This window comes from Nocardioides currus, from assembly GCF_003057875.1.
GTDB classification, from domain to species: Bacteria; Actinomycetota; Actinomycetes; order Propionibacteriales; family Nocardioidaceae; genus Nocardioides; species Nocardioides currus.
The window spans coordinates 47,379-68,248 of the sequence record NZ_PYXZ01000002.1 but is presented as its reverse complement, the minus strand read 5'-3'; the positions used below and the strand labels follow the sequence as shown (position 1 = coordinate 68,248).

At 71.2% G+C, this 20,870-nt stretch carries 23 protein-coding genes; 15 read left to right on the top strand and 8 right to left on the bottom strand.

Annotated features, from left to right (window positions below; translation table 11 throughout):
- Window positions 1-19: 19 nt before the first annotated feature.
- Genes C7S10_RS05380 through C7S10_RS05370 form a run of 3 tightly spaced genes read left to right on the top strand, consistent with a single transcriptional unit; the run spans window position 20 to window position 2,803 of the window.
- Window positions 20-1,180, top strand: a complete 1,161-nt coding sequence (locus C7S10_RS05380; protein ID WP_108343406.1) for an acyl-CoA dehydrogenase family protein — start codon at window positions 20-22, stop codon at window positions 1,178-1,180.
- Window positions 1,181-1,194: 14 nt separating this feature from the next.
- On the top strand, window positions 1,195-2,220 hold the full coding sequence (gene fgd / locus C7S10_RS05375; protein WP_108343405.1) for a glucose-6-phosphate dehydrogenase (coenzyme-F420): 1,026 nt from the start codon (window positions 1,195-1,197) through the stop codon (window positions 2,218-2,220).
- 52 nt (window positions 2,221-2,272) lie between these two features.
- Window positions 2,273-2,803, top strand: a complete 531-nt coding sequence (locus C7S10_RS05370) for a type 1 glutamine amidotransferase domain-containing protein (protein ID WP_108343404.1) — start codon at window positions 2,273-2,275, stop codon at window positions 2,801-2,803.
- Here the strand turns inward: C7S10_RS05370 and C7S10_RS05365 are convergent.
- Window positions 2,796-3,470, bottom strand: a complete 675-nt coding sequence (locus C7S10_RS05365; RefSeq protein ID WP_108343403.1) for a dihydrofolate reductase family protein — start codon at window positions 3,468-3,470, stop codon at window positions 2,796-2,798. The two genes, C7S10_RS05370 and C7S10_RS05365, sit on opposite strands and share 8 nt — an antisense overlap.
- Before the next feature lie 18 nt (window positions 3,471-3,488).
- Here C7S10_RS05365 and C7S10_RS05360 point away from each other — a divergent pair, with 18 nt between their 5' ends.
- Complete coding sequence (locus C7S10_RS05360; protein WP_133176437.1) at window positions 3,489-4,391, top strand: dihydropteroate synthase; 903 nt, start codon at window positions 3,489-3,491, stop codon at window positions 4,389-4,391.
- Window positions 4,388-5,623 (top strand): kynureninase, encoded by a 1,236-nt coding sequence (gene kynU / locus C7S10_RS05355; protein ID WP_108343401.1) that lies wholly within the window; start codon window positions 4,388-4,390, stop codon window positions 5,621-5,623. The genes C7S10_RS05360 and kynU overlap by 4 nt, the downstream gene beginning before the upstream one ends.
- Here kynU and C7S10_RS05350 read toward each other — a convergent pair.
- The gene (locus C7S10_RS05350; protein ID WP_108343400.1) at window positions 5,616-6,152 is read right to left on the bottom strand and encodes an ester cyclase; all 537 of its coding nucleotides are present in this window, start codon (window positions 6,150-6,152) and stop codon (window positions 5,616-5,618) included. The two genes, kynU and C7S10_RS05350, sit on opposite strands and share 8 nt — an antisense overlap.
- A gap of 49 nt (window positions 6,153-6,201) precedes the next feature.
- Here C7S10_RS05350 and C7S10_RS05345 point away from each other — a divergent pair, with 49 nt between their 5' ends.
- On the top strand, window positions 6,202-6,849 hold the full coding sequence (locus C7S10_RS05345; protein ID WP_108343992.1) for a TetR/AcrR family transcriptional regulator: 648 nt from the start codon (window positions 6,202-6,204) through the stop codon (window positions 6,847-6,849).
- Between the two features lie 7 nt (window positions 6,850-6,856).
- Here C7S10_RS05345 and C7S10_RS05340 read toward each other — a convergent pair whose 3' ends face one another.
- Window positions 6,857-7,564 carry an N-acetylmuramoyl-L-alanine amidase family protein gene (locus C7S10_RS05340; RefSeq protein WP_108343399.1) on the bottom strand — a complete coding sequence of 236 codons (708 nt, stop codon included), beginning with the start codon at window positions 7,562-7,564 and terminating at the stop codon, window positions 6,857-6,859.
- The gene (gene galE / locus C7S10_RS05335) at window positions 7,564-8,577 is read right to left on the bottom strand and encodes a UDP-glucose 4-epimerase GalE (protein ID WP_108343398.1); all 1,014 of its coding nucleotides are present in this window, start codon (window positions 8,575-8,577) and stop codon (window positions 7,564-7,566) included. Before galE ends, C7S10_RS05340 begins: the two co-directional genes overlap by 1 nt.
- A gap of 43 nt (window positions 8,578-8,620) precedes the next feature.
- Here galE and gmd point away from each other — a divergent pair, with 43 nt between their 5' ends.
- Together gmd and C7S10_RS05325 are read left to right on the top strand one after the other, a co-directional pair.
- Window positions 8,621-9,601 carry a GDP-mannose 4,6-dehydratase gene (gene gmd, locus C7S10_RS05330; protein ID WP_108343990.1) on the top strand — a complete coding sequence of 327 codons (981 nt, stop codon included), beginning with the start codon at window positions 8,621-8,623 and terminating at the stop codon, window positions 9,599-9,601.
- Window positions 9,598-10,554 carry a GDP-mannose 4,6-dehydratase gene (locus C7S10_RS05325; protein WP_243395229.1) on the top strand — a complete coding sequence of 319 codons (957 nt, stop codon included), beginning with the start codon at window positions 9,598-9,600 and terminating at the stop codon, window positions 10,552-10,554. Before gmd ends, C7S10_RS05325 begins: the two co-directional genes overlap by 4 nt.
- 196 nt (window positions 10,555-10,750) lie before the next feature.
- Here the strand turns inward: C7S10_RS05325 and rfbA are convergent, their stop codons facing one another.
- The gene (rfbA, locus tag C7S10_RS05320) at window positions 10,751-11,626 is read right to left on the bottom strand and encodes a glucose-1-phosphate thymidylyltransferase RfbA (protein ID WP_108343397.1); all 876 of its coding nucleotides are present in this window, start codon (window positions 11,624-11,626) and stop codon (window positions 10,751-10,753) included.
- A gap of 54 nt (window positions 11,627-11,680) precedes the next feature.
- Here rfbA and C7S10_RS05315 point away from each other — a divergent pair, with 54 nt between their 5' ends.
- The 6 genes from C7S10_RS05315 (at window position 11,681) to C7S10_RS05290 (ending at window position 18,813) form a co-directional block, all read left to right on the top strand.
- Window positions 11,681-13,534 carry a DUF4012 domain-containing protein gene (locus C7S10_RS05315; RefSeq protein ID WP_165807063.1) on the top strand — a complete coding sequence of 618 codons (1,854 nt, stop codon included), beginning with the start codon at window positions 11,681-11,683 and terminating at the stop codon, window positions 13,532-13,534.
- Between the two features lie 5 nt (window positions 13,535-13,539).
- Entirely contained in the window at window positions 13,540-15,405 is a 1,866-nt protein-coding gene (locus C7S10_RS05310; protein WP_133176436.1) for a DUF4012 domain-containing protein, read from the top strand.
- A 10-nt stretch (window positions 15,406-15,415) separates the two neighbouring features.
- Window positions 15,416-16,414, top strand: a complete 999-nt coding sequence (gene rfbB, locus C7S10_RS05305; RefSeq protein WP_108343394.1) for a dTDP-glucose 4,6-dehydratase — start codon at window positions 15,416-15,418, stop codon at window positions 16,412-16,414.
- Window positions 16,414-17,838 (top strand): sugar nucleotide-binding protein, encoded by a 1,425-nt coding sequence (locus C7S10_RS05300; protein ID WP_108343393.1) that lies wholly within the window; start codon window positions 16,414-16,416, stop codon window positions 17,836-17,838. The genes rfbB and C7S10_RS05300 overlap by 1 nt, the downstream gene beginning before the upstream one ends.
- A gap of 127 nt (window positions 17,839-17,965) precedes the next feature.
- Window positions 17,966-18,199 (top strand): hypothetical protein, encoded by a 234-nt coding sequence (locus C7S10_RS05295; protein WP_108343392.1) that lies wholly within the window; start codon window positions 17,966-17,968, stop codon window positions 18,197-18,199.
- A complete protein-coding gene (locus C7S10_RS05290) occupies window positions 18,196-18,813 on the top strand; it encodes an endonuclease domain-containing protein (RefSeq protein ID WP_108343391.1) in 618 nt (205 codons plus the stop codon). Before C7S10_RS05295 ends, C7S10_RS05290 begins: the two co-directional genes overlap by 4 nt.
- 82 nt (window positions 18,814-18,895) lie before the next feature.
- Here the strand turns inward: C7S10_RS05290 and C7S10_RS05285 are convergent, their stop codons facing one another.
- On the bottom strand, window positions 18,896-19,258 hold the full coding sequence (locus C7S10_RS05285) for a phosphomannose isomerase type II C-terminal cupin domain (RefSeq protein WP_243395228.1): 363 nt from the start codon (window positions 19,256-19,258) through the stop codon (window positions 18,896-18,898).
- Window positions 19,259-19,333: 75 nt separating this feature from the next.
- On the opposite strand from C7S10_RS05285, the gene C7S10_RS05280 reads away from it, so the two are divergent.
- Window positions 19,334-19,615, top strand: coding sequence for a DUF2516 family protein (locus tag C7S10_RS05280; RefSeq protein ID WP_165807062.1), 282 nt, complete (start codon window positions 19,334-19,336; stop codon window positions 19,613-19,615).
- A 91-nt stretch (window positions 19,616-19,706) separates the two neighbouring features.
- On the opposite strand, the gene C7S10_RS05275 is transcribed toward C7S10_RS05280, so the two are convergent.
- Together C7S10_RS05275 and C7S10_RS05270 are read right to left on the bottom strand one after the other, a co-directional pair.
- A complete protein-coding gene (locus tag C7S10_RS05275; RefSeq protein WP_108343389.1) occupies window positions 19,707-20,378 on the bottom strand; it encodes a hypothetical protein in 672 nt (223 codons plus the stop codon).
- A gap of 49 nt (window positions 20,379-20,427) precedes the next feature.
- Window positions 20,428-20,808, bottom strand: coding sequence for a helix-turn-helix domain-containing protein (locus C7S10_RS05270; RefSeq protein ID WP_108343388.1), 381 nt, complete (start codon window positions 20,806-20,808; stop codon window positions 20,428-20,430).
- Window positions 20,809-20,870 lie beyond the last annotated feature (62 nt).

Genomic DNA, 20,870 nt, shown 5'->3' with positions numbered 1-20,870 from the left:
CGGAGGTAGCGTCGCGGCCATGAGCGCCGTACGCACCCTTCCCACGGACGAGGCCACCGAGCTGCTGAAGCTGGTGCGCGAGATCGCCACCAAGGAGCTCGCCCCGCGGTCGGCCGAGGCGGAGGCGACCGAGACCTTCCCGCGCGACGTCTTCAAGATGCTCGGCGAGGCCGGGATCCTGGGCCTGCCCTACCCCGAGGAGCTCGGCGGCGGCGGCCAGCCCTACGAGGTCTACCTGCAGGTGCTCGAGGAGATCGCGGCGGTCTGGTCGTCGGTGGGCGTCGGCGTCTCGGTGCACGCGCTCTCGTGCTTCGGGCTCTTCACCGCCGGCACCGACGAGCAGAAGCAGCGGTGGCTGCCGGAGATGCTGTCGGGCGACCTGCTCGGGGCCTACTGCCTCTCCGAGGCGCACGCCGGCTCCGACCCCGCGGCGATGCGGACCACCGCCCGACTCGACGGCGACTCCTACGTCATCAACGGCGCCAAGGCCTGGACCACCCACGGCGGGCACGCCGACTTCTACAAGGTGATGGCCCGGACCTCCGAGGACAAGGGCGGCATCTCCTGCTTCCTCGTGCCCGCCGACAGCGAGGGCCTCACCGCCGACCCGCCCGAGCGGAAGATGGGCCTCACCGGGTCGGCGACCGCGACGATGCGCTTCGACGGCGTCCGCGTCCCGGTCGAGCGCCGTCTCGGCGCGGAGGGCGAGGGACTGCGGATCGCCCTGGCCGGCCTCGACTCGGGCCGCCTCGGCATCGCCGCCGTCGCGACCGGGCTGGCCCAGGGGGCCCTCGACGCCGCCGTGGCCTACGCCCGCGAGCGGGAGACCTTCGGCAAGCCGATCATCGAGCACCAGGGCCTGGCGTTCGTGCTCGCCGACATGGAGGCGGCGATCGTCGCGTCCCGGGCCACGATGCTGCATGCCGCACGTCTCAAGGACGCCGGCCACCCCTTCTCCCGCGAGGCCTCGATCGCCAAGATGGTCGCCACGGACAACGCCATGAAGGTGACGACCGACGCCGTGCAGGTGCTCGGCGGCTACGGCTACACCCGCGACTTCCCGGTCGAGCGCTTCATGCGCGAGGCCAAGGTCATGCAGATCTTCGAGGGCACCAACCAGATCCAGCGGATGGTCATCTCGCGCTCGCTGGCCAAGAACAACTCCGGCACGATCAGCTGAGACGAAGGACTCCCATGCTCCAGCTCGGATACAAGGCATCCTCCGAACAGTTCGCCCCCGTCGAGCTGGCCGACCTCGCCGTGCTGGCCGAGGACTCCGGCTTCGACTCGGTCTTCATCAGCGACCACCTCCAGCCGTGGCGCCACGACGGCGGGCACGCTCCCGCCGCCCTGCCCTGGCTCGGCAACGTCGCCGCCCGCACGTCCCGCGTCACGCTCGGCACCAGCGTCCTCACGCCGACCTTCCGCTACCACCCCGGCGTGATCGCGCAGGCCTTCGCCACGCTCGGCTGCCTCGCTCCCGGCCGGATCATCCTCGGCGTCGGCTCCGGCGAGTCCCTCAACGAGTCGCCGCTCGGGCTCGAGTGGCCCGAGGGCAAGGAGCGCTTCGCCCGGCTCAAGGAGGCGCTCCAGGTCATCCGGTCGCTCTGGGAGGGCGAGCGCGTCACCTTCGACGGCGACTACTACCAGCTGGCCAACGCCACGATCTACGACCTGCCCGACCAGCCCGTCCCCTTGTACGTCGCCGCGTCGGGCCCCTCCGCCACCCGGCTCGCCGGCCGGGTCGGCGACGGGTTCATCTGCACCAGCGGCAAGGGTCGCTCGCTCTACGAGGACACGCTGCTGCCCGCGCTCGCCGAGGGCGCCGGCAAGGCCGACAAGACGCTCGACGACCTCGACCTGATGATCGAGGTCAAGGTGTCGTTCGACCCCGACCTCGAGCGCGCAAGGGACGACACCCGCTTCTGGGGCGCGCTGGCCCTGTCCGGCGACGAGAAGACCGGCGTCGAGGACCCGATCGAGATGCAGCGCCTCGCCGACGCGCTGCCCGTCGAGCGGACCGCGTCGCGGTTCATCGTCTCCAGCGACGCGGGAGAGCACGTCGAGAAGATCTGGGACTACGTCGAGATGGGGTTCCGCCACCTGGTCTTCCACGCCCCGGGTCCGGACCAGGCGCGGTTCATGGCGGCGTACGAGAAGGACGTGCTGCCGCGACTGCGGGCGCGCGCGAGCGCCGAGGGGATCAGCCTGCCGGGCTGAGCCCACCCTTCCGAGGGTTGTCCGCACCCGGCCGGCGAGCGATGGTGAAGACATGGCCGACACCAAGCGAATCGCATTCCTGACCGCAGCCGAAGGCATCGAGGCGGTCGAGCTGACCGGACCCTGGGACGCCGTCACCGGTGCCGGGCACACCGCCGCACTCATCTCGCCGGAGTCCGGCGAGGTGCAGCTGTTCAACCACCTCGACAAGGCGGAGACGCGACCCGTCGACGTCACGGTCGCCGACGCGTCCGTGGACGACTACGACGCGCTGGTCCTGCCCGGCGGCGTGGCCAATCCCGACGCACTGCGCACCGACGAGGCGGCAGTCGCCCTGGTCAAGGCGTTCGTCGAAGCCGGCAAGCCGGTGGCGGCGATCTGCCACGCGCCCTGGACGCTGGTCGAGGCCGGCGTGCTCGACGGCAAGCGCCTCACGTCGTGGCCCAGCCTGCAGACCGACATCCGCAACGCCGGCGGCACCTGGGTCGACGAGGAGGTCGTCGAGGACGGCAAACTCATCACCTCCCGCAACCCCGAGGACCTGCCGGCCTTCAACAAGGCGCTGCTCGCCGCTCTCAGCTGATCAGCCAGCGGCCGAGGATCGTGCCGTCCTGCTGAAGGAGCAAGATCGGCTCCAGCGCGACGTCGACGTCCGGGCCCGTCATGATCCGCAGGCCGTCGCCGCCGAGCAGCCGCGGCACGACGGTGTGGCACAGCTCGTCGACCACGCCCGCCTCGACCATCGTGCCGAACAGCTGCGGCCCTCCCTCACAGAGCTGGTCGACCCAACCGCGGTCGGCGAGCGTGGACTTGAGGGCCGCGAAGTCGATCTCGTCGTCGCCGAGCACGAGCGTGTTCTCCTCCCCCAGCAGGGACCGCGTCGCGTCCAGGTGCTCGGCGCTCGCCACGGTCGCCATCAGGATCCGGCCGTACGGCGCCTCGCGGAGCTTCTCCGGCACCTCCGCCTTGCGGCTGACGACCACGAGCGGCAGCCGCGGGACGTCGTACCCCTCCGAGCGCAGCGTGCCCGCCCCCACGACGAGGCAGTCCGCCTGCGTGCGCAGTGCGTCGAAGACGCGCTTGTCGGCGTCGTTGTTGATGCTCTTGCTCAGCCCGTCGCCGCCCTGGGAGGTGCCGTCGACGCTGCTGACGAAGTTGACCCGCAGCCACGGCTCGGCGCGCGGGGCGTACGCCGCGGCCAGTGCGTCGTCGTCGAGGTCGCGCAGGGAGTGCAGGCTCAGTTCGGTCACCGTCCTAGTGTGGCCCCCGTGATCACGCTCGCCGACCTCGCGTCCCTGCAGGTGGAGCACGCCGACGCGTGGCGTGCCCCGGTGACGCCGGTCGTCCTCGACGGACCGCACGGGTCGGTGTCGATCGGCGACGGGCCGGTCACGCTGATGGGCTGCGTCAACCTCTCGCGCGACTCGACCTACCGCGAGAGCGTCGCCGTCTCGCCGGCCGACGCTGTGCGGATGGGCCGGATCCAGTCCGCGCAGGGTGCGGCGATCATCGACCTGGGCGCCGAGTCGAGCAACGCGAAGGCCGTGCGGGTGGGCGCCGACGACCAGGTGCGGACCCTGGTGCCGGCGATCGAGGGGCTGGTCGAGCACGCCGTCGTCTCGGTGGAGACCTACGACCCGCGGGTGGTGAAGGCGTGCCTGGCCGCCGGCGCCGGGATCCTCAACATGACCGGGCGCGAGCACGAGGACGAGATGCTCACCCTCGCCGCCGAGCACGACGCGGCGGTCGTGATGTGCTTCGGCGACGCGGCCAACGTCCGCGAGCCCACCGACGTGCCTCCCGACGCCGACCCGATCCCCGCCCTCCTCGACCACTTCGGCGCCCGGCTCGAGCGGGCCCGCTCGCTCGGCGTCGACCGCGTGGTCATCGACCCCGGGATGGGCTTCCACTACGGCAACCTGCTCGACCCGGTCGGCCGCGCCAACCACCAGACGAAGGTGCTCACCCAGACCTTCCGGCTCCGCCCGCTCGGCGCGCCGGTGTGCAACGTGCTGCCGCACAACTACGACATCTTCGGCGACGAGTTCCGCAAGGCCGAGGGGTTCTTCGCCGTGCTCGCCGTCCTCGGTGGCGCCCACCTGCTCCGCATCCACGAGGTCCCGCACCTGCGGGTCGTCCTCAACGCCCTCTCGACCCTGGAGGTCCGATGACCACCCCCACCCGCGAGTCCTGCGTCGAGCTGGACGTCAAGGACCCGCTGGCGGGCTTCCGCGACGACTTCGTGATCCCCGACGGGGTGATCTACCTCGACGGCAACTCCCTCGGCGTCCTGCCCGCGCACACCGCGTCGCGGATCGAGCACGTGGTGACGCAGGAGTGGGGCCAGGGCCTGATCCGCAGCTGGAACGACGCCGGCTGGTTCGACAAGCCGCGCACCCTCGGCGACCGCGTCGGAGCGCTCGTCGGCGCCGGGCCGGGACAGGTCGTGGTGTGCGACTCCACCTCGATCAACCTCTTCAAGGCGCTCGCCGCGGCCCTCACGCTCCGCCCCGACCGGCACGCGGTGGTGGGTGACCGCGACAACTTCCCGACCGACCTCTACATGATGGAGGGCGCCACGGGCAGCCACCACGAGCGTCGGCTCATCTCGGCCGACGGCCCCACGCTCGCCGACGTCCTCGACGAGCAGGTGGCGGTCGTCGTGCTCACGCAGGTCGACTACCGCACGGGCCGGATGTACGACATGGCCGCCGTCACCGCACAGGTGCAGGCCGCCGGTGCGCTGATGATCTGGGACCTGAGCCACAGCGTCGGTGCCGTGCCCGTCGACCTCGACGGCTGCGGTGCGGACTTCGCCGTCGGGTGCTCGTACAAGTACCTCAACGGTGGCCCCGGCGCCCCCGCATTCATCTACGTCGCGTCGCGCCACCAGGACGCGGCGACGCAGCCGCTCGCGGGCTGGCACGGCCACGCGCGCCCGTTCGAGTTCACCGACTCCTACGAGCCCGCACCGGGGATCACCCGCTTCCTCGTGGGCACGCCACCGCTGCTGAGCTACGCCGGTCTCGAGGCCAGCCTCGAGATCTGGGACCGCGTCGACATGGCAGCCCTGCGCGCGAAGAGCCTGGCCCTCACCGACCTGTTCATCGAGCTCGTCGAGTCCCGGGTCCCCGACCACGTCGAGGTCGTCACGCCGCGTGACCACGCCGTCCGCGGCAGCCAGGTCTCGCTGCGCCACGAGGACGGCTACGCCCCGATGGCCGCGCTGATCGAGCGCGGAGTCATCGGCGACTTCCGCGCCCCCGACCTGATGCGCTTCGGCTTCACCCCGCTCTACGTCGGGTACGCCGACGTGTGGGACGCCGTCGACGTCCTCGCCGACGTCCTCGAGTCCGGGGTCTGGCGCGAGGCACGGTTCGCGACCCGCAACGCGGTCACCTGAGCGCCCGGCGGGCACGACGCGTGGCGAGCGCGCACCGCACCAGGTAGCGCGGCGTCGGCGGCACCCACCCGAGCTGGAGGCTCTGGCCCAGGTCGTCGCGCACCGCCCAGTGCTCGGTGACGAGTCCGTCCGCGAGGCGGAACCAGTGCGTCTGGGCGACGGCGAAGGTCCGCCCGGTCGGCGCCCACACACGATCCACCGTTCCGTCCGGGCCGTGGAGGACGAAGTCGCCGGTGTGGCAGCCAGACATCGTCGCGTGCACCACCACCAGGTCGCGCTCGGCGACGACGTGGTCCATCTCGTGGCGCAAGTCGCTGTAGGCCGCCCGCAGCCACAGGGCCGTGGCGTGGAAACCCTCGGGCCCGCCGACCCGGCACGCCGGCGGCTCGACCGCGTCCTCGCGGTTGACCGCTCCGGGCGCGACGACGGCCTCGAAGTCCGCCAGGTCGCCGACGGCCATGACGTCGATGCTGCGCACGGCCGTCTCGCTCGCCGACAGCGACGGTCGCACCGTGTCGTGCGCGTCCATGACACCTCCTTTTGATTACAGTGAACATGTAACGAATAGGATGGACCCGATGCCCGACGACGTCAACAGACCCACGCGCTCCTACGACGCGAGTGGTCGCCGCGCCCGTGCCCTCGCCAGCCGCCGGGCCGTGATCGCGGCCGCCCAGGAGCTCCTCGAGGAGGTCGGCTACAGCGCGACGACGGTGGTCGAGGTCGCCCGACGCGCCGGCGTCTCCCCGGAGAGCATCTACAAGGGGTTCGGCACGAAGGCCGCCCTCGTCAAGGTCGTGTTCGACGTGGCCATCGCCGGCGACGACGATCCCGTGCCCGTCGCCGAGCGCCCGGAGGCGCTGGCCATCCGGGCCGAGCCGGACGTCCGGGAGAAGCTGCGCCTCTACGCCGCGGGGGCCGCGCGCCGTGGCGCGCAGTCGGCTCGGGTGCAGCTGGCCCTGCGCAACGGAGCACACTCCGACCCGGCCATCGCCGAGCTGTGGGCGACCCTGCAGGACGAGCGACTGGCCGGCATGACCATGGTCGCGCGTCACCTCGTCGACACCGGGCAGCTGCGCGCCGGGATCGGCGTCGAGGAGGCGCGCGACGTGCTGTGGGCCTGCATCGCCGTCGAGGTCTTCGACCTCCTGGTCCTCCAGCGCGGCTGGACCGTCGAGGCCTACGCCGACTGGTTGTCCCGCACGCTCGCCGCCTCGCTGACCTGAGGCCCGCTCAGCCCAGGAACGACCTGACGCCCTCGGCCAGCCCGGCGGCGTACCGCGCGCGTCCGGCCCTCGTCGTCATCACCCGCGCCTCGGACGCGCTGCGCATGTTGCCGAGCTCGACCATCACGGCCGGCACGTCGGAGAGGTTCAGCGTGGCGAGGTCGGAGCGGACGTCGAGACCGTCCCCGCCGGCGATGTAGTTGGCGACCGGGAAGCCCGCGCGCCCCAGTCCGGTGCGTACGGCGAGGGCGAGCCGCATCGACGAGTCGTGGATGTCGGCCGTCCACGGCGCGCGGTCGGCGGGCGCGATCACGTGGAAACCACGGGCGCCGGCGGCGTAGGACCCGTCGCCGTGGACGGAGACGAGGAGGTCTGCCTGCACCTTGTTGCCGGCCCGCCCCCGGACGTCGACGCACGGCCCCCAGCGGTCCTCGCGGTTGGCGTGGCGCGTCATCACCACGGCCGCGCCCTCGGCGACCAGCGTGCGCTTCAGCGCCCGGGAGACCTGCCAGGCGAAGGTCGCCTCGGCGTAGCCGCCGGCGGTGGCCGTGCCGGTGGTGTTGCACGGCTTGGTGAACCCGCCCGCAGGCACCGGGCGGTTGATCTGGACCGGGAAGTTGTGGTTGCCGAGCTGGTGGCCGGGGTCGATGACGACCGTCGACCCCGCCAACGGGAGGGCCGCGGCGAGCACCACCCCCGCGAAGCCGGTCAGCATCAGCCGCCGTACCCCTCGGGATTCTGCGACTGCCAGCGCCACACGTCGGCGCACATGTCGTCGATCGTCTTCTTCGTGCGCCAGCCCAGCTCGGCGTTGGCCTTCGACGGGTCGGCGAAGGAGGAGGCGACGTCACCGGGACGGCGGGCGACCACCTCGTAGGGCAGCTCGCGACCGACCACCCGCTCGAAGGCCTTGAGCAGCTGGAGGACGCTGGTGCCCTGCCCGGAGCCGAGGTTCCAGGTGTTCACCGGCTCGGTGGTCGTCGTCAGCGCCTCGAGGGCGGCGACGTGTCCGGCGGCCAGGTCCTCGACGTGGATGTAGTCGCGCACGCCGGTGCCGTCGACGGTGTCGTAGTCGTCGCCGTACACGCTGAGCTTCTCGCGCTTGCCGACCGCGACCTGCGCGATGAACGGCATCAGGTTGTTGGGGATGCCGTTGGGGTCCTCGCCGATGGTGCCGGACGGGTGCGCGCCGACGGGGTTGAAGTAGCGCAGGAGGGCGAAGCGCATCTGGGGCGCCGCCACGGCGACGTCGCGCAGGATCTGCTCCTGCATGACCTTGGTCCAGCCGTAGGGGTTGGTCGCGAAGGTGCGCCGGTCCTCGGTCGCGCCCGCCTGGTCGGTGCCGTAGACCGTCGCGCTCGAGGAGAAGACCAGCTTGTCGACGTCGTAGCGCTGCATCGCGCGCACCAGCGAGAACGTCGAGCCGAGGTTGTTCTCGTAGTAGTCCAGCGGCTTCTCGACGCTCTCGCCCACGGCCTTGTGGCCGGCGAAGTGGATGACGGCGTCGAAGTCCTCGGTGGCGAAGAGGTGCTCGGTCTTGTCGTAGTCGCACAGGTCGAACGCGTGCATCGACATGGCCTGGCCGGTCAGCGCCTCCAGGCGCCCCAGCACGGTCGGTCGGGAGTTGCTGAAGTTGTCGACGATGACGACGTCGTGGCCGGCGGCGATGAGCTGGAGGACGGTGTGCGAGCCGATGTAGCCCGCTCCACCGCTGACGAGGATCTTCATGGTCCGGCAGCCTACGGCCAGCGCGGCTGACACACTGGCCCGCATGCCTACCGCGCTCATCACCGGGATCACCGGCCAGGACGGCCTCTACCTCGCCGAGCTGCTGCTCGCGAAGGGGTACGAGGTCCACGGGGTCATCCGCGGCCAGAACAACCCGCGTCGCGAGCTGGTCGAGCGCCTCGTGCCCGACGTCCGCCTCCACAACGGTGACCTGACCGACCTGTCCAGCCTGATGCGCGCGTTGCGCGACTCCGAGCCCGACGAGGTCTACAACCTCGGCGCGGTCAGCTTCGTGGCCTACTCGTGGGAGAACGCGTTCGTCACCAGCGACGTCACCGGGCTGGGCGTGCTCAACATCCTCGAGGCGGTCCGCCTGCACGCCGGCGACGACCCGGGTCGCATCCGCTTCTACCAGGCGTCGAGCTCGGAGATGTTCGGCAAGGTGCAGCAGGTGCCGCAGTCCGAGGGGACGCTGCTGTGGCCGCGATCGCCCTACGGCGTCAGCAAGGTCTACGGCCACTACATGACCATCAACTACCGCGAGTCCTACGGCATGCACGCGAGCTCGGGGATCCTCTTCAACCACGAGTCGCCCCGGCGCGGCGAGGAGTTCGTGACCCGCAAGGTCAGCAAGGCCGTCGCGAAGATCAAGCTCGGCATGCAGGACGAGATCGTCATGGGCAACCTCGACGCCCGCCGCGACTGGGGCTTCGCCGGCGACTACGTCGAGGCGATGTGGCGGATGCTGCAGCAGCCCGAGGGCGACGACTACGTCATCTCCACGGGCGAGACCCACTCGATCGAGGAGCTGCTCACCGTCGCCTTCACCCACGTCGGCATCACCGACTGGCGCAGCCACGTCCGCCAGGACCCGCGGTTCATGCGGCCGGCCGAGGTCGACCTGCTCATCGGCGACGCGACCAAGGCCCGCACCAAGCTCGGCTGGGAGCCGAAGGTCGCCTTCGAGGAGCTCGTCACGATGATGGTCGACGCCGACGTGGCCGCCCTCGAGGCCGGCTGGTGACCGCCCGCGCCTTCGTGACCGGCATCGGCGGCCAGGACGGCAGCTACCTCGCCGAGCGCCTGCTCGCCGACGGCACGGAGGTGCACGCGCTCGTCCTGCGTGACGAGTCGGCGGCGACGTACACCCCGCCCGAGGTCGTCACCCACGTCGGTGACCTCGGCGACGTCGAGGCGACGCGACGGCTCGTGCTCGACCTCGCCCCCGACGAGGTCTACAACCTCGCGGCCATCAGCTCGGTGGCGCAGTCGTGGGACGAGCCCGACCTCACCGCCCACGTCAACGGCCTCGCCGCGGTCGCGCTGATGGAGTCGGCCCGGCAGGTCGGCGACCACGTGCGGTTCGTGCAGGCCTCGAGCGCGGAGATCTTCGGCGAGCCCGACGCGTCCCCGCAGTCCGAGCGCACGCCCGTGCGCCCGCTCAACCCGTACGGCGCTGCGAAGGCCTTCGCCCACCTGTCGGTCGCGGTCCAGCGATCGCGCGGGCTGCACGCCTCGAGCCTTGTGCTCTACAACCACGAGTCGCCGCGGCGACCCGAGCGGTTCGTCACCCGCAAGATCACCAGCGGCGTCGCCGCCATCGCGCGTGGCCGCGCCGACATCCTGACCCTCGGCAACCTCGACGCCCGCCGCGACTGGGGCTGGGCGCCCGACTACGTCGACGCGATGCTGCGGGCGGCGCGCACCGACGAGGCCGATGACTTCGTGGTGGCGACCGGGGTCGGCCACACCGTGCGCGACTTCGTCGAGGCGGCGTTCCGGCACGCCGGGATCAGCGACTGGGAGCCGCTGGTCGCCACCGACCCCGCCTTCGTCCGGCCCGCGGACGCCACCGATCTCACGGGCGACCCGACACACGCGCGTGACCGGCTGGGCTGGGAGCCGACGGTCGACTTCGACGGGATCGTGGCGGCGATGGTCGCCGCCGACCTGGCGCTGCTCGACGAGTCGGCGTGAACCCGGTGCCGAGTCGGCGTGAACCCGGTGTCGAGTCGGCGTGAACCCGGTGATTGACGCCGACTCAGCCAGTCATTGACGCCGACTCAGCCAGTCATTGACGCCGACTCGGCCAGTCATTGACGCCGACTCAGCCAGTCATTGACGCCGACTCAGCCAGTCATTGACGCCGACTCAGCCGGTGATTGGCGCCGACTCAGCGCCCGGCCTGCTCCTCGAGCAGCCCGAGGAGGTAGGCGCCGTACCCGCTCTTCACCAGCGGCTCGGCCCGCTCGGCGAGCTCGGCGTCGGAGAGGAAGCCCATCCGCCACGCGACCTCCTCCGGCGCACCGATCTTGAAGCCCTGCCGGCCCTCGATGGTGCGCACGAAGTTGCTGGCGTCGTTGAGCGAGTCGAACGTGCCGGTGTCGAGCCAGGCGGTGCCGCGCGGCAGCACCTCGACCTGGAGCTTGCCCTGCTCGAGGTAGATCCGGTTGAGGTCGGTGATCTCCAGCTCGCCGCGCGCCGACGGCTTCAGGTCGGCGGCGTGGCCGATCACGTCGTTGTCGTAGAAGTAGAGGCCCGGCACCGCGAAGTGGCTCTTGGGCTGCTCGGGCTTCTCCTCCAGCGACAGCGCGCGACCCTGGTCGTCGAACTCGACGACGCCGTAGGCCTTCGGGTCGGCCACGTGGTAGCCGAAGACGGCCGCACCGTCGAGTGTCTCGAAGCGCCGCAGCCGGTTGCCGAGGCCGGTGCCGTAGAAGATGTTGTCGCCGAGCACGAGCCCGGCCGTGTCGGAGCCGATGTGGTCGGCGCCGATGATGAAGGCCTGCGCGAGCCCGTCGGGGCTGGGCTGCACGGCGAAGGTGATGTTGACGCCGAACTGCGACCCGTCGCCCAGCAGGCGGTGGAAGCCCTCGGCCTCGTGCGGGGTCGTGATGATCAGGACGTCCCGGATCCCCGCGAGCATCAGCGTCGAGAGCGGGTAGTAGATCATCGGCTTGTCGTAGACGGGCACGAGCTGCTTGCTGATGCCCTGCGTGATCGGGTGCAGTCGCGACCCGGTGCCACCGGCCAGAATGATTCCGCGCATGCCGGCAGCCTATGTGCCGGCGACCGCCCGGGTGCGTTTGGCACCATGTCGCCCGTGCCTCCCCGCCGGATCGTCCTCGCGCTCGTGGCGGGGGTCCTGCTCGTCGGGGTGGCGATCGGGGTGCCCCTCGGTTGGACGTGGTGGCAGGCCCGGCAGGCGCAGTCGGCGCTCGAGCAGGCGGTCACCGCCCTGCAGGACGACGACCTCGACGCGGCCGAGGCCCACGTCGAGGACGCGCGCACGCACGCCGACCGGGCGGTGGCGACGCGGCACGGGGTCATGGGCGCCGCGTGGCGGCACCTGCCGGTCCTCGCGGCCGCCGACGACGACGTACGCCGCCTGGCGGACGCCCTCGACGACCTCACGTCCGTCGCGGAGACCGGGCTGGTCGTGCTGCCGCAGCTGTCGGGCGACGAGGGGAGCCTGGTCACCGACGGGCGGGTCGACCTGCGGGCGCTGCGCGAGGTGCTGGCCGGGTTCGACGAGGTCCGCGACCGCGTCGCGGACGCCCAGGGCGAGCTGGCGGCCGTCGACGCCGGCGCGCCGCTGCTGGGCGGCCGGATCGCCGATCTCCGCGACGACGGGCTGGCCGGCCTCGACCCGGTGCAGCGCGGACTCGACTCGCTCGCCCCGCTGGCCGACGTGCTGCCGGACGTCCTCGGCGCCGACCGCGAGCGCAACTACCTGGTCGCGATCCTCAACCCCGCCGAGCAGCTCTACTCCGGCGGCACTCCCCTGACCTTCACCCCGATGTCGGTGCGCGGGGGCAGGATCGAGATGGGCGCGCCGCAGGACACCGCCACGCACGGCCGCGCCTTCGTGCCCCGCTACTGGCCCAAGGTCGACGGCAACCCGTTCCACCGGGGCAGGCTCCGCATCGGCACCGCCACCTTCGCGCCCGACTGGACGGTCTCGGGCGAGGAGGCGCTGCGGGCGTGGCGCAGCCTGCGCGGCAAGCAGATGGACGGGCTCGTCGCGATCGACGTCATGGCGCTGCGCGACCTCGTCGCGCTCACCGGCCCGCTCGAGGTCCCCTACTACGGCACGATCACGGCCGAGAACTTCGTGCCGACCCTGATCGGCAGCTACGACTCGATCCCCGACTACCGCGTGCGCCACCAGGTCAACCAGGCGCTGGTCCCGATCTTCCGCGACCGACTGTTCGCGACCGGGCAGTTCGTGGAGAAAATCCGGGCTCTGTCCGACAACGCCGCCGGACGCCACTTCGCGGTCTACCTCCGCGACCCCGACGCCCAGGCCGCCTTCTCCCGGCTGGGCCTCACCGGGGAGCTATCCGGCACCGACCACGACTACCTCGGCGTCTTCTCCCAGAACGCCGTGCCGAGCAAGACCGACTACTGGCAGAGCCGGACGGTCACCTCCGACGTCGTGCTCGCCGCCGACGGCAGCGCCCGGGTCACGGCGACGACCCGGATCCACAACGACACCACGCCGTACCCGTTCCGGGGCCGCGACCCGCGCCAGGGCTACTCCACCCGCTTCGCCACGCTGTCGCTCGCCCAGTTCCTGCCGCGCGGTGCGAGCGACGTCGTGGCGCGGGTCGACGACGCGTTCTTCACCCCGCACGTCGGCGACTTCTACGGGAGGCCGTTCCTGCGCCGCACCGTCCCCTTCCGCCCCCAGGCCACGCACGAGCTCGCCGTCGCGTACGACGTCCCGGGCGCCGCGGCCAGGTCGGGCGACGAGCTGGTCTACCGCCTCGACGTCGACCCGCAAGGGCTCGTGCGCCCGTCCGCGATCAACGTGACCGTGCACCTGCCGGCTGACTACGAGGCCGTCGACCTCCCCGACGGCTGGGTCGAGCTCGACGAGGAGACGATCGGCTGGGGCGGGTCGGCGCTGATCTCCCGACAGTCCTTCGAGGTCACCCTCGCCCTGAGAGGATGACCGCCGTGCCCTCGCTCTCGACGCTCCGCAAGCCGATCGTGCTCACCGCCACGGCGGTCGGCCTCGCGGCCCTGGGCTGGTCCGTCGCTCGCGTCCCCGGAGCAGCCGACCAGGCCCGCGCCGACCTGGAGGCGGCCAAGATCGCCATCGAGGCCGGCGACGAGACGGCCGCCGTCGCCGCCGTCGACCGGGCCCGCGGGCAAGTCGACGTCGTCCAGGTGGCCGTGCAGGGCCCGGTCGGGCTCGTCGGCCAGTGGATCCCCGTGCTCGGCACCAGCGTCCAGGACGCCCGCCACCTCGGGGACGCCCTCGACGCGGTGACGTCGGTCGCCGAGCTCGGCGCCGAGACCTTTCCCGAGATCACCGGCGACGACTCGACGTTCTTCACCGGCGGACGGGTCGACATCCCCACCCTGGAGCGGCTCGTCGACAACGCCGGCGAGGCCGAGACCGCCCTCCGCGAGGCGCGGGCCGACCTCGAGGCCATCGACGGGACCGGACCCGGCGCGGCCAGGCTCACGTCCGCGCGCGACGAGGCGCTCGGGCAGGTGCGGCCGCTGCACGACGGGCTCACGTCGTCGATGCCGCTGATCGACCAGCTGCCCGACATCCTCGGCGCCGACGGCGAGCGGAAGTACCTCGTCGCCATCCTCAACCCCGCGGAGCTCCGCTACTCCGGCGGCACCGCGCTCACGCTGACCCCGATCACCGTCCAGGACGGAAGCATCGAGTTCGGCGAGGCGGTCGACACCGAGACCACCCCCGACCTGCTGAAGCCGCGCTACTGGCGCAAGGTGCCGGGCAACCCGTTCCACAAGGGGAAGACCAGCCCCGTCAACGCGACCTTTCCGCCGTCGTGGCCGATCGCGGGCGAGGAGACGCTCAACGCCTGGCGCAGCGTCCGGGGCCGCAACATGTCCGGGCTGTTCGCCATCGACGTCGTCACCCTCGGCCGGCTGGCGCAGATCACCGGCCCGATGGACGTCCCCGGCTACGGCCAGGTCGACGGCGACAACCTCGTCCAGACCTTGGTCGGCAGCTACGACCAGTACACCGACGTCGAGCAGCGCAAGGCCGCCAACCGGGCGCTGGTGCCGCTGTTCGTGGACCGGCTGCTGCAGAGCGGACAGCTGCCCGACAAGGTGAAGGTGTTGACGGAGGCCGCCCGCGGCCGTCACTTCGCCGCCTACTTCCGGGGCGAGGACTCGCAGGCCGCCATGCAGGGCCTCGCGATCGCCGGCGACCTCTCCGACACCGAGCACGACTACCTCGGCGTCTTCACCCAGAACGTCGTGCCAAGCAAGACGGACTACTGGCAGTCGCGGGCGCTGCGCAGCGACGTACGCCTCCGTGCCGACGGCAGCGCGCGGGTGGCGCTCGAGGTCGAGGTCCACAACGACAGTCCGCCCTACGTCGGCACGACGCCCGACTACCGGCAGGGCTACCTCACCCGCTACTCCACGCTCTCGATCGGGAGCTTCCTGCCCCTCGGCGCCGAGGTCGACTCCGCGGCGGTCGACGGGGCGGAGGTCGACTTCGTGGTCGGCGACTACTTCGGACGTCCCTTCGTCCGCCGCACGATCGCCTTCGACCCGCAGGCGCGCCACGTCCTGCGCCTGGAGTACGACGTCCCGGCCGCGGCCGTCGTCGTAGGCGACCGGCTCGACTACCGGCTCGACCTCGATCCCCAGGGCATGGTCCGACCGGAGGGCGTGACGACGACCGTCCGGTTCCCGGCGGGCTACGTCGTCGAGGGCCTGCCGGAGGGCTGGTCGGCGTCGGGCGAGCGCGGCGCCACGTGGACGGCGGACGCCCTCGACGAGTCCCCGCGCCTCACGCTCAGTGCCCGGAGTTCAAAGCCCAACCCCTAGGATCGCGGCCATGGAACGTCTTCTCGTGACCGGCGGCGCCGGATTCATCGGCTCCAACTTCGTCCACTACCTGATGCGCGAGACCGACGTCCGCGTGACCGTGCTGGACAAGATGACCTACGCGGCCAGCAAGGAGGCCCTCGACGGCCTGCCCGAGGACCGAGTCTCGCTGGTCGTCGGCGACATCGCCGAGGCCGACGTGGTCGACCCGCTGGTCGCCGAGCACGACGCCGTCGTCCACTACGCGGCCGAGTCCCACAACGACAACTCGCTCAACGACCCCTCGCCGTTCATCAAGACCAACATCCTCGGCACCTTCACCATCCTCGAGTCGGTGCGCAAGCACGAGAAGCGCCTCCACCACGTCTCGACCGACGAGGTGTACGGCGACCTGGAGCTCGACGACCCGAAGCGGTTCACCGAGGACACGCCCTACAACCCGTCCTCGCCCTACTCCGCGTCGAAGGCCGGCTCCGACCACCTCGTGCGCGCGTGGGTCCGCTCGTTCGGCGTGCAGGCGACCGTGTCGAACTGCTCGAACAACTACGGGCCCTGGCAGCACATCGAGAAGTTCATCCCCCGCCAGATCACCAACGTCATCGACGGCATCCGGCCCAAGCTCTACGGCTCGGGGGAGAACGTCCGCGACTGGATCCACGCCGACGACCACTCGTCGGCCGTGTGGACGATCCTGAACAAGGGCGAGATCGGCGAGACGTACCTCATCGGCGCCGACGGCGAGAAGAACAACCTCGAGGTCGTCCAGCTGATCCTCAAGCTGATGGGCCAGCCCGAGGACGCCTTCGACCACGTCAACGACCGCGCCGGCCACGACATGCGCTACGCCATCGAGTCCGGCAAGCTGCGCCAGGAGCTCGGCTGGTCGCCGCAGTTCCAGGACTTCGAGTCCGGCCTGGCCAACACCATCGCGTGGTACCAGGAGCACCAGGACTGGTGGCGCCCGGTGAAGGAAGCGGTCGAGGCGGCCTACGCCCAGAAGGGCCAGTGATGTCGCTCCCCTCCCTCGAGACCACGCCGATCCCCGGCCTGGTCGTGGTGCGGCTCGACCGTCGCGACGACGCGCGTGGGTTCTTCAAGGAGAACTGGCAGCGCGAGAAGATGGTCGGCATCGGCCTGCCCGACTTCGGCCCGGTGCAGAACAACGTCTCCTTCAACTCGGACCGTGGCGTGACCCGCGGCATCCACACCGAGCCGTGGGACAAGTTCGTCTCGCTGGCGACCGGGCGGATCTTCGGTGCGTGGGTCGACATGCGGGAGGGCGAGTCGTTCGGGGCGACGTTCACCCTCGAGATGGACACGGCGCTCGCCGTCTTCGTCCCGCGCGGCGTCGGCAACAGCTACCAGGTGCTCGAGGACGGCACGGCCTACACCTACCTCGTCAACGAGCACTGGCGCCCCGGCATCACCTACCCGGCCCTGGCGCTCGACGACCCGACCGTGGCGATCGCGTGGCCGATCCCGCTCGCCGAGGCGATCATCAGCGAGAAGGACCAGCACAACCCGGCGCTCGACCCCTCCACCGCGATCGCGCCGAAGAAGACGCTGATCGTCGGTGCGCTCGGCCAGCTCGGTCGCGCCCTGCAGGCCGACTTCCCGGGCTCCGACCTCGTGGACCTCGCCGAGGGCTCCGTGGGTGATCGCACCGTCGCCCGGCTCGACCTGACCGACGCCGCCGCGGTCGCCGCGTGGCCCTGGCACGAGTACGCGGTCGTCCTCAACGCCGCCGCCTACACCGCGGTCGACCTCGCCGAGACGCCCGACGGGCGCCGTACGGCCTGGGCGGCCAACGCGACCGCTCCCGCGACCCTGGCCAACCTCGCCGCGACGCACGGCTTCACGCTCGTGCACTACTCGAGCGAGTACGTCTTCGACGGCACCGCCGAGGAGCACACCGAGGACGAGCCCGTCTCGCCGCTCGGGGTCTACGCGCAGTCCAAGGCCGCCGGCGACATCGCCGTCGGCACGGCGCCGCGCCACTTCCTCCTGCGCACCTCGTGGGTGATCGGCGAGGGCAAGAACTTCGTGCGCACCATGGCCACGCTCGCCGCCAACGGAGTCTCGCCGTCGGTCGTCTCCGACCAGGTCGGGCGGCTGACGTTCACCTCCGAGCTCTCACGCGCCACCCGGCACCTGATCGACTCGGGCGCGGCCTACGGCACCTACAACCTCTCCAACGGCGGCGACGAGATGTCGTGGGCCGCGATCGCGCGCGAGGTCTTCACGCGCAGCGGTCGCTCGGGCGACGACGTGTCAGAGACGACGACCGAGGCGTACGCCGCCGGGGTGCTCGAGAAGGGCGGCCCCTTCGCCCCCCGCCCGCTGCGCTCGGCGATGTCGCTGGCCAAGATCCGCGCCACCGGCTTCGAGCCCGAGGACGCGATGGTCGCCCTCGACCGCTACCTCGCCGACTGACGTCGGCAGTTCACCGGGATTCACCCGCCGTCCACGCTCAGGGCCCCACCGGCTGCTCTGAACTGCCGACGCCAGATCAGCCTGTGGACGACGGGGATCGCGCCGCTCGCGTGGGCATGTTCCCCGCATGGGAGACGTGGTGCGGGAGATCCGGAAGCGCGGAGGCGTTGCGACCTGGAGTGAGCTGAAGGCGTGCGTCGACCGCGATCGACTAGAGGCCGCGCTGATCGGCGGTCGCATCAGCCGCCTGCGTCGCAACCTCTACGTCCTGACGGACCTGCAGGAGGTACGTCGCGTGGCGATCGAGGCAGGCGGCACCGCCTCGCACCTGACGGCTGCCCAGCACTGGGGCTGGAAGTGAAGGACCCGCCGCAGCGGCCGTGCCTCACGCTGGCGCGCGGCTCGCGCGTCCCGGTCGGTGACCTGGAGCTGCACTGGCAGGACCTTAGGTCCGGCGACGTCGCCAGCCACGTGACACGACGGGTGCCGACCGTCATCGCATGTGCTCGTGCGTACGACGAGGTGACGGCGTTGTGCGTCGCGGACTCGGCACTGCGGGAAGGACAGGTGACCCGCGAGCAGCTGATGGCGGCCGCTCGACGTTCACCACGCACGGGGCGGTCCAAGGCGATCCGGGTCGTCGGGCTGGCCGACGGGCGGGCGGCCAACCCGTTCGAGTCCGTCCTGCGCTGGTTGTGCGCCTCGGTGGCCGGGCTGTCCGCCGTACCCCAGGTCGAGCTGGCCGGCGTCGGGCGCGTGGACCTGATGGACGAGCGGCTGGGGATCGTGATCGAGGCAGAGTCGTTCGAGTTCCACGGCTCTTTGACGGCGTTCCGCCGCGACGTGCGGCGCTACACCGAATGCGCCCGACGGGGCCTCGTCGTCGTCCGGTTCACCTGGCAGGAAGTCATGCACCAGCCCGACTACGTACGCGCTGCGCTGGCCGACATCGTGAACACCCGGTCCGCGTCCTGACGTCGGCAGTTCGCGATGTCAGCCGGCAGTCCGACGCCCAGCGGACCGGAATCGTCGACGAACTGCCGACGCCGGGCCGAGGTCAGGCCGTGGCGTCCGAGCGCCCGTAGTCGTCCTCGAGGCGGCAGATGTCGTCCTCGCCGGTGTAGGCGCCGCGCTGGACCTCGATGATCACCAGCTCGTCGTCGTGCATGTTGGTGATGCGGTGCGCGGCGCCCTGGGCGATGTCGACGGAGTGACCGGCCTCGGCCACGACCGTGCCGCCGTCGACGACGCACGTCGCGGTGCCGGCGATGACGACCCAGTGCTCGGAGCGGTGCTCGTGCGTCTGGTAGGACAACCGCTGGCCGGGCATCACGTGGATGCGCTTGACCTTGTAGCCATCACCCTCGTCGATGACGTGCCACGACCCCCAGGGCCGCTCTTCCGAGTCCATCGTCGACATGTGCTGAAAACCCCGTCCGGTTGCGTGATGACGCCGACAACCCTAACGACCGATCCGTCCACGTATGGTGAGGTTGTGAATCTTTTCGAGCTCCAGGGCAACGTCACACTGGTGCTGTTCCTGGTGCTGCTGGTCGTCAAGGGGTTCGCGTTCGTCAACTCGGTGCTCTACCCGACACAGGCCTACCCCGCCGCCAGCCGCGGCACCAAGGCCGCCTGGACGATCGGTCTCGGCATCGGCCTCGTCGCGCACCTCCTCCTCGGCGTGCTGATCGTCAACCTCGCGTTCACGGTCGCCGCGCTGGTCTACATCCTCGACACGCGACCGGCCCTGGCCGAGGTCACCAGTCCGCGCTGATCCCTGACGCGACGAGGCCCCCGGCAGCTGCCGGGGGCCTCGGATCACGCCGTGGGGCTCAGAACAGCGTCAGCTGTCCCTCGTCCTCTCTTCAGTCGCCGACCTTCTCGGCGGCGTCGGCAGCGGCGGCGACCGCGTTGGTGGCGGTCTTCTTGGCCGCGGTGACGGTGGCCTTGGCGCTGCTCTGCGCGGTGGTCGTCTTCTTGGCGGCGGCCTTGCGGACCGGGGCCTTCTTCGCGGTGGCCTTCTTGGCGGCCGTCTTGGCGGCGCTGTTGGTCTTCTTGGTGGCGGTGACCTCGGCGTCGGCGGCCTTCTTGGCCTGCGTGGCGGTGGTCTTGGCCTTCGCCACGGTGGTCGAGGCGGACTTCACGGTCGCCGTGGTCGACTCCTGGCGACGGATGCGGCCGACGAGCGACTCGCCGCGCTTGACGAGCTCGGCGTAGGTCTCGGTGGCCTGGTCGGCCGCACCCTTGGTGACGGTGGCCTGCAGCTCGGCGACGCGGGCCTCGATCGCCTTGCGGCGGGCCTTCGCGTCGGAGGTGATGGCGTCGACGCGGGCGTTGACGACGGTCACGGCCTGCTGGCGCAGCGCCTTCGGGTCGGCGACGGTCTTCTGCACGTCGGCCACGCGGGCGTTGACGTCCTTCTGGACGCCGGCGAGGCGGGTCTGGGTCGAGGCGACGAGGTCACGGACGACCTCGACGGCGAGGTCGGTGACGCCGACGTAGGCGTAGACGGGCTTGGGGAGGGTGGCCTTGGCCATGGTGGTGCTCCTTCGGTGGGGTGTGGTGGGTCGTACGACGCTGGGCGCGTCAGCTCGGGTCGCGCGGCTCCCCCGCGTTGAGGGCGAGGAAGGAGGCGTAGACGTCCAGCAAGGACTGCTTCTGCCGCTCCGTCAGACCGGCGTCCGCGAGGACGGCGAGCTCGACCGACTGGTCGCCGTGCGCGACGGGGCTCACGATCCCGGCGCGGACGTAGAGCTGCTCGGCGGAGATCCGCAGCGCCTTGGCGATCTGCTGGAGGACCTCGGCCGACGGGCGGCGGAGCCCTCGCTCGATCTGGCTGAGGTAGGGGTTGCTGACGCCGACCTGCTCGGCGAGCTGCCGCAGGGAGAGGCGCGACGCGAGGCGCTGCTCCCGGAGGAAGTCCCCGAGGGATGCGACGACGGTCTTCCCGTCCTTGCCGATTGCCATGCTGCCAGTGTGCTAACAGTTGTTAGCAAAATGCAAACATTGCTAGCGTGATCCGAACCACA

Bases quoted from the DNA above. Each gene is read 5' to 3' on its own strand.
- C7S10_RS05350 (WP_108343400.1), bottom strand. From the start codon at position 6,152: ATGGACGCGCACGACACGGTGCGACCGTCGCTGTCGGCGAGCGAGACG.
- rfbA (WP_108343397.1), bottom strand. From the start codon at position 11,626: ATGCGCGGAATCATTCTGGCCGGTGGCACCGGGTCGCGACTGCACCCG.
- galE (WP_108343398.1), bottom strand. From the start codon at position 8,577: ATGAAGATCCTCGTCAGCGGTGGAGCGGGCTACATCGGCTCGCACACC.
- C7S10_RS05295 (WP_108343392.1), top strand. From the start codon at position 17,966: ATGGGAGACGTGGTGCGGGAGATCCGGAAGCGCGGAGGCGTTGCGACC.
- C7S10_RS05345 (WP_108343992.1), top strand. From the start codon at position 6,202: ATGCCCGACGACGTCAACAGACCCACGCGCTCCTACGACGCGAGTGGT.
- C7S10_RS05285 (WP_243395228.1), bottom strand. From the start codon at position 19,258: ATGTCGACGATGGACTCGGAAGAGCGGCCCTGGGGGTCGTGGCACGTC.
- C7S10_RS05380 (WP_108343406.1), top strand. From the start codon at position 20: ATGAGCGCCGTACGCACCCTTCCCACGGACGAGGCCACCGAGCTGCTG.
- C7S10_RS05370 (WP_108343404.1), top strand. From the start codon at position 2,273: ATGGCCGACACCAAGCGAATCGCATTCCTGACCGCAGCCGAAGGCATC.
- C7S10_RS05275 (WP_108343389.1), bottom strand. From the start codon at position 20,378: ATGGCCAAGGCCACCCTCCCCAAGCCCGTCTACGCCTACGTCGGCGTC.
- C7S10_RS05270 (WP_108343388.1), bottom strand. From the start codon at position 20,808: ATGGCAATCGGCAAGGACGGGAAGACCGTCGTCGCATCCCTCGGGGAC.
- C7S10_RS05300 (WP_108343393.1), top strand. From the start codon at position 16,414: ATGTCGCTCCCCTCCCTCGAGACCACGCCGATCCCCGGCCTGGTCGTG.
- gmd (WP_108343990.1), top strand. From the start codon at position 8,621: ATGCCTACCGCGCTCATCACCGGGATCACCGGCCAGGACGGCCTCTAC.
- rfbB (WP_108343394.1), top strand. From the start codon at position 15,416: ATGGAACGTCTTCTCGTGACCGGCGGCGCCGGATTCATCGGCTCCAAC.
- C7S10_RS05340 (WP_108343399.1), bottom strand. From the start codon at position 7,564: ATGCTGACCGGCTTCGCGGGGGTGGTGCTCGCCGCGGCCCTCCCGTTG.
- fgd (WP_108343405.1), top strand. From the start codon at position 1,195: ATGCTCCAGCTCGGATACAAGGCATCCTCCGAACAGTTCGCCCCCGTC.
- kynU (WP_108343401.1), top strand. From the start codon at position 4,388: ATGACCACCCCCACCCGCGAGTCCTGCGTCGAGCTGGACGTCAAGGAC.